This is a genomic window from Streptomyces sp. NPDC111802 (genome assembly GCF_055634335.1).
Genome location: NZ_JBVKCZ010000037.1, coordinates 96,155 through 103,704, shown reverse-complemented (window position 1 = coordinate 103,704; position 7,550 = coordinate 96,155). Strand labels below are relative to the sequence as shown.

General features: G+C 72.9%; 4 protein-coding genes. 2 read left to right on the top strand and 2 right to left on the bottom strand.

The features are described from left to right. Positions 1–746 precede the first annotated feature (746 nt). Together ACZ7NC_RS33165 and gabT are read right to left on the bottom strand one after the other, a co-directional pair. Positions 747–1,568 (bottom strand): phosphatase PAP2 family protein, encoded by an 822-nt coding sequence (locus ACZ7NC_RS33165; RefSeq protein WP_471493616.1) that lies wholly within the window; start codon positions 1,566–1,568, stop codon positions 747–749. Between the two features lie 222 nt (positions 1,569–1,790). Beyond that, the gene (gabT, locus tag ACZ7NC_RS33160) at positions 1,791–3,125 is read right to left on the bottom strand and encodes a 4-aminobutyrate--2-oxoglutarate transaminase (protein ID WP_471493599.1); all 1,335 of its coding nucleotides are present in this window, start codon (positions 3,123–3,125) and stop codon (positions 1,791–1,793) included. Positions 3,126–3,408: 283 nt separating this feature from the next. Between gabT and ACZ7NC_RS33155 the strand changes: the two genes are divergently transcribed. Together ACZ7NC_RS33155 and ACZ7NC_RS33150 are read left to right on the top strand one after the other, a co-directional pair. Beyond that, positions 3,409–5,529: an ATP-binding protein gene (locus tag ACZ7NC_RS33155; protein ID WP_471493597.1), complete on the top strand. Its 2,121-nt coding sequence runs from the start codon at positions 3,409–3,411 to the stop codon at positions 5,527–5,529. Positions 5,530–5,644: 115 nt separating this feature from the next. Further along, positions 5,645–7,324 carry a PucR family transcriptional regulator gene (locus ACZ7NC_RS33150; RefSeq protein WP_471493595.1) on the top strand — a complete coding sequence of 560 codons (1,680 nt, stop codon included), beginning with the start codon at positions 5,645–5,647 and terminating at the stop codon, positions 7,322–7,324. Positions 7,325–7,550: the final 226 nt, after the last annotated feature.

The window sequence follows — 7,550 nt, the reverse complement described above, 5'->3', positions numbered from 1 at the left end:
CGCCAACACCAAGCCCGCATCAGCCACTACAGGCGACGCGGACACAGCCCATAAACCTGCCCAGCAATCAGCACAAGCACCGTTGCAGTACTAGGGCCTGTCGTTTGGATCATGCCGGCGTCGCGGGGCCTGGCACGCACTCCCCCAGAGGGGGGACCCCCAGCCGCGTTGTCGTCAGTCGCCGATGCTCCGCGTCGACTCCCTCCTCCGCCGTGCAGCTGCACGCACCAGGCCCCGCTCGGGTCGGTTGAAAGGCGCAGTCTCTCTCAGCCGGCCTGATCCAAACGACAGGCCCTAGCCCACAAGAACACGACCGACACGGACCTCGCCCTCCCCAGGGCTGTACCAACGGCACCGCGGTCAACTCGCCTGTGCGCAGCGGTGGCTCCGCGCCACGGGCGACCCGGCCGAAGCCGACGACGTCTCGGCCTGGCCCAGTCGGCCGACACTTGGCAGCAGCTCGCGACGACCTTCCGCACCGGCCCCGCCACGACCGGCGTCATGATCCACCCCCACGGCCGGTACGGCACGGGCGCCCATCACGCGCACGACATCTCCCTGGCCGGGCCGGGCCGGGCGGGGACACCGCCCAGCCACCCGCGGCACCGATCGACCTGACGACGCGCGCGGTCACCTCGTACAACGTCGCCCTGTCCGCCACGGTGACGGGCACGACCGGCGCCGGACCGGACGGCGGCGGCACGGACCCCCGGCCCACGCCCCGGTCGGCTACCTCCACGCGGCCTTCAAGAACCCGAAGACCCCACTGCGGGCGTTCGGCGGCTGTTTCGGTTGAGGAACAGCCACAGCAGAGAGACGAGCACCGTACAGAGGCACCAACTGGCCACCACGTCCAATGGCCAGTGGTATCCGCGCCGGATCAACCCGTAGCCGGCGCCGAGATTGAGGGCGGCGCACACGGCGAGGAGTGCGCGGCGGGCGCGTGCGGAGTTCAGCCACCGCAGGAGGAGCAGCGTCGCGGCGCCGTACGCGACGGCGGCCGTCGCGGTGTGCCCGGACGGGTAGTAGCCGGTGGCCGGTGGCACGACCGGGGTGCCGGGGCGGTCGGTCAGTTCCTTGAGGGGAACGATCAGGGCCGGGACCAGCGCCATGAGGAGGGCGGCCGAGGCCGCGGGCAGCCACCAGTGGTGTGTACCAATACGGCGATGCCGCCAGGTGACGTACGCCAGGGCGAGGGCCAGTACCGGTACCGCGACCGGCACATTGCCCAGGTCGGCGAGGAGTTCGGAGAGGCGGTCGGGATGGACCAGGGCCCGGCTGGCCGCTGCGTCGGCGTCCAGCAGCGGGCCGTCGGCCACGACCTGCCAGGTGATGAGCGTGAAGAGAAGGGACGGAAGCCCGAGAAGGAGGAAGAGGGAGGTCGGCCGCCCCGGAACAGGGGGGGTAGTTCCGGGGCGGCCGTCCGGATCGGATCGTCGCGCGCCCCGGGGGGTTTGGGGCGGGCGACTGTCCGATCGGTGAGGAGATCCGGAGCCGGAAGCTCCGGGTGTGTGCGCGAGGGCACGACCAGGTTGAAGCTGGGGAGGCCTCAGCCTGATGTCGCCCAGAGTCCCCTCTGGACGGGGTGTATCTCTCATCTGGTTAGAACCTACGACAGGGCGAAGGCGTTAGACAGACGGAATCGCGTCCTGACATCCACCTCGCACACCTTCTTCACACGCTCTGACGGTAGCCGCCCCAGCCCCGGAATCACGGATGACACCGGGGCTGGGGCGGATGTGGTTCCCGGGACCGGAAACCTGTCGCTCACCAGGGGCTTCGCTGTGGCCTCAGATACGGGCGAACGCCTGCTCGATGATGTCGAGGCCCTCGTTCAGCAGGTCCTCGCCGATGACCAGCGGGGGCAGGAAGCGCAGCACATTGCCGTAGGTGCCACAGGTCAGGACCAGCAGACCCTCGGCGTGGCACGCCTTGGCCAGCGCGGCGGTCGCCTCCGGGTTCGGCTCCTTGGTGGCGCGGTCCTTGACCAGCTCGATGGCGATCATGGCGCCACGGCCGCGGACGTCGCCGACGATGTCGAACTTCTCGGCGATGGCGCCCAGGCGGGCCTTCATGATCGCCTCGATGTTCTTCGCCTTGGCGTTGAGGTCGAGCTCCTTCATCGTCTCGATGGAGCCGAGCGCACCAGCGCAGGCGACCGGGTTGCCGCCGTAGGTGCCGCCCAGGCCGCCCGCGTGAGCGGCGTCCATGATCTCGGCGCGGCCGGTCACGGCGGCGAGCGGAAGGCCGCCCGCGATGCCCTTCGCGGTGGTGATCAGGTCGGGGACGATGCCCTCGTCCTCGCACGCGAACCACTGGCCGGTACGGCAGAAGCCGGACTGGATCTCGTCCGCGACGAAGACGATGCCGTTGTCCGTGGCGAACTTGCTGAGGGCCGGAAGAAAGCCCTTGGCCGGCTCGATGAAGCCGCCCTCGCCGAGCACCGGCTCGATGATGATCGCGGCCACGTTCTCCGCGCCGACCTGCTTGGAGATCTGGTCGATGGCCTGCGCTGCGGCCTCCGGACCGGCGTTCTGCGGACCGGTCGGCCAGCGGTAGCCGTACGCCACCGGCACCCGGTAGACCTCGGGCGCGAACGGACCGAAGCCCTGCTTGTACGGCATGTTCTTCGAGGTCAGCGCCATCGTGAGGTTGGTCCGGCCGTGGTAGCCGTGGTCGAAGACGACGACGGCCTGCCGCTTGGTGTACGCCCGCGCGATCTTGACGGCGTTCTCGACGGCCTCGGCGCCGGAGTTGAACAGCGCCGACTTCTTGGCGTGGTCACCCGGCGTCAGCTCGGCCAGCGCCTCGGCGACGGCGACGTAGCCCTCGTACGGCGTGACCATGAAACAGGTGTGGGTGAAGTCGGCGAGCTGCGCGGACGCCCGGCGTACGACCGCCTCGGCGGACGCGCCCACGGAGGTCACGGCGATGCCCGAACCGAAGTCGATGAGCCGGTTGCCGTCGACGTCCTCGATGATGCCGCCGCCCGCACGGGCCGTGAACACGGGCAGCACGGAGCCCACGCCCTGCGCGACCGCGGCCGTACGGCGGGCCTGCAGTTCCTGCGACTTCGGGCCGGGGATGGCGGTGACGACGCGGCGCTCCTGCGGAAGTGCGCTCATGAGGGGCTCCTGGGGGTTTTGCGGACTCTTGTCTTGTCTTTTCTCGCAGGCTAGGGCGGGGAGCGGGGGGTGGGCATGCTCCATGTGGGCGTTGTCAGGCGAATGCGTTGTCCGTCGTGGACATAGCGGCCGGCGTGGCGCGCACGCGGCGCCCGAGGATCACTGGAGCATCTCAGTCCCTTCCGTCGGCCGTGTAAGCGGTGAACTCCCCAGGAGAGGGCGTTAGATTGACTCGCTGATGGTGGATGGCACGGACGGAACGGCTGGTCAGGGGGCAAGGGCGATGGACAGCGACGGGACGCAGGACGCGCGGGGCACGCATGCGACGCCTGTGCCGCGTCCGGCGGTGCCGCCGGAGGCCCCCGCGGTACCGCCGCGGCCGACCAGGGCACCCGGTGCGGGGCCGGACGGCTCGGCGTTCCTCGCGTGGCTGCGGGCGCCGCGACCGCAGGCGCAGCCCGGGGTCTGGCGGATGGGGCATGTGCCCCGGCCGGACGAGGAGCCCGAGCGGATTCCGGGGCGGCAGTTGCTGAGCGGGGCGGTGATCGCGTTCCTGGTCGGATGGCTGGTCTGGTCGCTGCTCTGGAACGGCTACCTCGGCGGCTGGTGGGTGCTGCCCCTGGAGCTGTTCACCCCGGACTCCTGGCGCGAGAACAACGACCGCGTCGGCAACGCCATCCTCTGGTACAGCTACTACACGCTCATCGCTCTCGCCATAATGCTCGCCGTCGGCCGCCTGGGCCGCTGGGGCGAGGTCTGGCGCCGCTACGGCCCGCCCGCCTGGCGTCGTGCCGTGCCCGCGCCCGAGCGTCCGCCCGCCCCCGAGCAGGACCCGGCGTCCTGGCCCGCGCTGCGTGCCGCCGGGGCCGCCGACGCCGCCGAGCGGCTCGCCGCCGACGCCCGGTCCGGACGGATGCTGGACGTCGACTACGCCCGGATCACCCGCGCCTGGCAGGGCGTACGCAGCGGGCGGCACGACCTGCCCGCCTTCAACGGCGCCGTGCTCAAGGACGGCGCCGCCGCCTGTCCGCACCCCTCGGGAGAGCGCGACCTGCCCGCCCGGGCCTCCCGGCACGACCTCGTCAGCGGTCAGGTGCGGCTCGGCACCACCGCCGACGACCCGCGCAACCCGTACGTCTATCGCGGCACCGGCCTCGGCCTCGGGCCCGATCTGCTCGCCACCTCCCTGCTCGCGGTCGGTCCGGCCGGCTCCGGCAAGACGGGGACCGTCGTGCGGCCGCTCGCCGAGTCGCTGTGTCTGCACGCGCTGGCCGGGCGGGCCTCGGTCGTGGTGGTCGGCGCGGCGGGCACGGGGCTCGGACCGGCCGACGCCTACGACGTCGTCGTACGGATCGGAAACCCGGACTCCGTGTACGACCTGGACCTCTACGGCGGCACCAGCGATCCCGACGAGGCGGCGGCGGTGCTCGCCGAGGCGCTCGTCGGGGATCTCGCCGACCCGCATCCGGGCAGCGACAGCCGCCGCTCCACGACCGTGCTGGCGCAGCTCCTCGGGCCGTTCCGGGCGGTCCACCAGCGCTTCCCGTCCGTGCCGGAGCTACGGCAGCTGCTGGACGGCGCGCCCGGGGCGCTCGGCGCGCTGCGGACCGCGCTGGAGGGCTCGGGGCAGGAGTCGCTCCTGCGTGAACTGGACGCCCGGGAGCGCCAGTCGGGGCACCCCGGCGATGTGTCGGCGGTCCTCGCGGACCGGGTGGCGCTGCTGGACCGGCCGGCGTTCGCCGGCTTCTTCGACACGTCGGGACAGTCCCGGCCGTTCTCGCTCAAGGCCCTCGACCACCCCGTCCGGGTGCGTATCGACCTGCCCGCGCGCGGACACGCCGAGGCCTCGCGGATGCTGGCCCGGCTGGTGCTGGCGCAGTTCACGGCGAGTGTCGCGGTACGGGAGGACCGGTCGCTGTTCGCCTGCCTGGTACTGGACGACGCGACCGGGGTTGTGACGCCCGAGGCCGTACGGGGCATCCAGCGGCTGCGGTCGGGCAACGCGGGCGCGGTCCTCACGCTGCGCACCCTGGACGACGTACCGAGGCCGCTGCGCGGGCCGCTGCTGGGGTCCACCGGGTGCCGGATGGCGCTGGCCGGCGTCACGCCCTGGGACGGGCAGGACTTCGCCGACGTGTGGGGCAAGGAGTGGACCGAGGCGCGGGACGTCACCGACCGGCAGATCATCGCCGAGACACCGGCCGGCAAGGCGCTGCACGCGGTGCGGCGGGTGATCACCGGCAAGGCGCCGACCGCGCGCGCGGTGACCGTGCGGCAGGTCGAGCGGGAGCGGTGGTCGGCTTCCGAGCTGGCGCACGCGGTGCCGCCGGGGCACGCGGTGCTGTCGCTCACCAGCGTCCAGGGCGAGCACGCGCCGCCGCTGCTGGTGGATCTGCGGGGGTGACCCGGGTATCCGGGCGCAGGGCCAGCCGGTGACCGTACGGTGAGGCAGAATCGACACAGGTCGTTCATACATCGCGGCCAAAAGATCACCGAGGTCACACCGACTTGAAGGCCCTATGCCCCCCACGCTCTCCTCGCTCGTCCACCACTCCGCGCTGAAACTGACCGTGCGGGCGGGCGGGGACCGCCTGGACGTGCCCGTGCGCTGGGCGCATGTGAGCGAACTGGCCGACCCCGTCCCCTATATGGAGGGCGGGGAGCTGCTCCTGATCACCGCCCTGAAGCTGGACGCGGAGAACCCCGAGGCGATGCGGCGCTATGTGCGGCGCCTCGTGGGCGCGGGCGTGGTCGGGCTCGGCTTCGCGGTCGGCGTCAACTACGAGGACATCCCCACAGCCCTTCTCGACGCGGCGGCGGAGGAGGACCTTCCGCTGCTGGAGGTGCCGCGTCGGACGCCCTTCCTCGCCATCAGCAAGGCGGTGTCGGCGGCCATCGCGGCGGACCAGTACCGGGCGGTGACGGCGGGGTTCGCGGCCCAGCGGGAGCTGACCAAGCAGGCGCTGACCGACGGGCCGGAGGGGCTGCTGGCCGCGCTGGCCTCGCAGGTGGACGGCTGGGCGGCGCTGTACGACGCGTCCGGCGCCGTCGTCGCGACCGCGCCCGAGTGGGCCGGGCGGCGGGCGGCCCGGATCACGGCGGACGTGGAGCGGCTGCGGGAGCGGCCCGCGCCCGCGTCGTCCGTGGTCGGCGGGCCGGAGAACGAGGACCGGGTCGAACTGCACACCCTGGGCACGGGGCGCCGGCCGCGGGCGGCGCTGGCAGTCGGTACGGCGGCCGCGCTGGGCACGGCGGAGCGGTACGCCGTGCACTCGGCGATCGCCCTGCTGACGCTGACGACCGAGCGTTCGCGCTCGCTCCAGGCGGCCGAGCAACGGATCGGGACAGCGGTGCTGCGCATGCTGCTCGCCGGGGAGCCGGACCACGCCCGGACCGTGGCGGGGAATCTGTACGGCGACCTGCTCGACATGCCCTTCCGGGTGATCGTCGCCGAGGTCGCGTCGGTGTCGGCGGCGCGAGTGGTGGACTCCGGGGGGCGGACGGCGCTCGGCAAGCCGACCGCCGCCGCGCTGGCCGCCGTCTCCGACACCCACGGCGACCCCCTGGGCGCGCTCACCGAGATCGTGGAGTCCGCGGCGGCCCGGGCCGGAGAAGCGGTGCTGGTGGTGCCGGAGGGGGAGGGCGACACGGCCCGGCTGGTCGTGCTCGCGGCGGACGGGGGCGCTGCGGTCTCGGCGTGCGCGGAGTACGCGGCGGTGCTGGAGGCGGCGCGGGCGGGCGGCGTGGCGGAGCAGCCCGCAGGACTCGACGAGGACGAGCTGGTCGCCGGGCTGTCGGCGCCGGCCGGGCCCATCGCGGCGGCGGCGGCGTACAAGCAGGCCGAGCAGGCGCTGTCGGTGGCCCGGCGGCGGGGCCGGGTGTTCGTGGAGCACGAGCAGGTGGCGGCCGGGTCCGTGCTGCCGTTGCTCGCGGACGACGCGGTGAAGGCGTTCGCGGACGGGCTGCTGCGGGCGCTGCGCGAGCACGACGCGACGGGGCGGGGGGATCTGGTGGCCTCGCTGCGGGCCTGGCTGTCCCGGCACGGGCAGTGGGACGCGGCGGCCGCTGACCTCGGGGTGCATCGGCATACGTTGCGGTACCGGATGCGGCGGGTGGAGGAGATCCTGGGGCGGTCGCTGGACGACGCGGATGTGCGGATGGAGCTGTGGCTGGCGTTGAAGGCGACGTCGGCCGAGTAGGCGCGCGGCGTGGGTGCCTTCGTTTCTCGCCCCCGCCGCCCCTACCCGTCCCGTCCCTGGGGCTGCCGCCCCAGACCCCCGCTTCGGCCTGGACGGCCTCGTCCTCAAACGCCGGACGGGCTGGTTGTCGCAGACGGCGCTGAAATCGTGCCCTCACCTCGCCAATCCGTAGCACCCCCGCCCCCGACTGCTACGACTCGGACAAACGCCGCTTCGCCTCCCCACC

Coding starts and splice junctions, on each gene's coding strand:
- gabT (WP_471493599.1), bottom strand. CDS start 3,125: ATGAGCGCACTTCCGCAGGAGCGCCGCGTCGTCACCGCCATCCCCGGC.
- ACZ7NC_RS33155 (WP_471493597.1), top strand. CDS start 3,409: ATGGACAGCGACGGGACGCAGGACGCGCGGGGCACGCATGCGACGCCT.
- ACZ7NC_RS33150 (WP_471493595.1), top strand. CDS start 5,645: ATGCCCCCCACGCTCTCCTCGCTCGTCCACCACTCCGCGCTGAAACTG.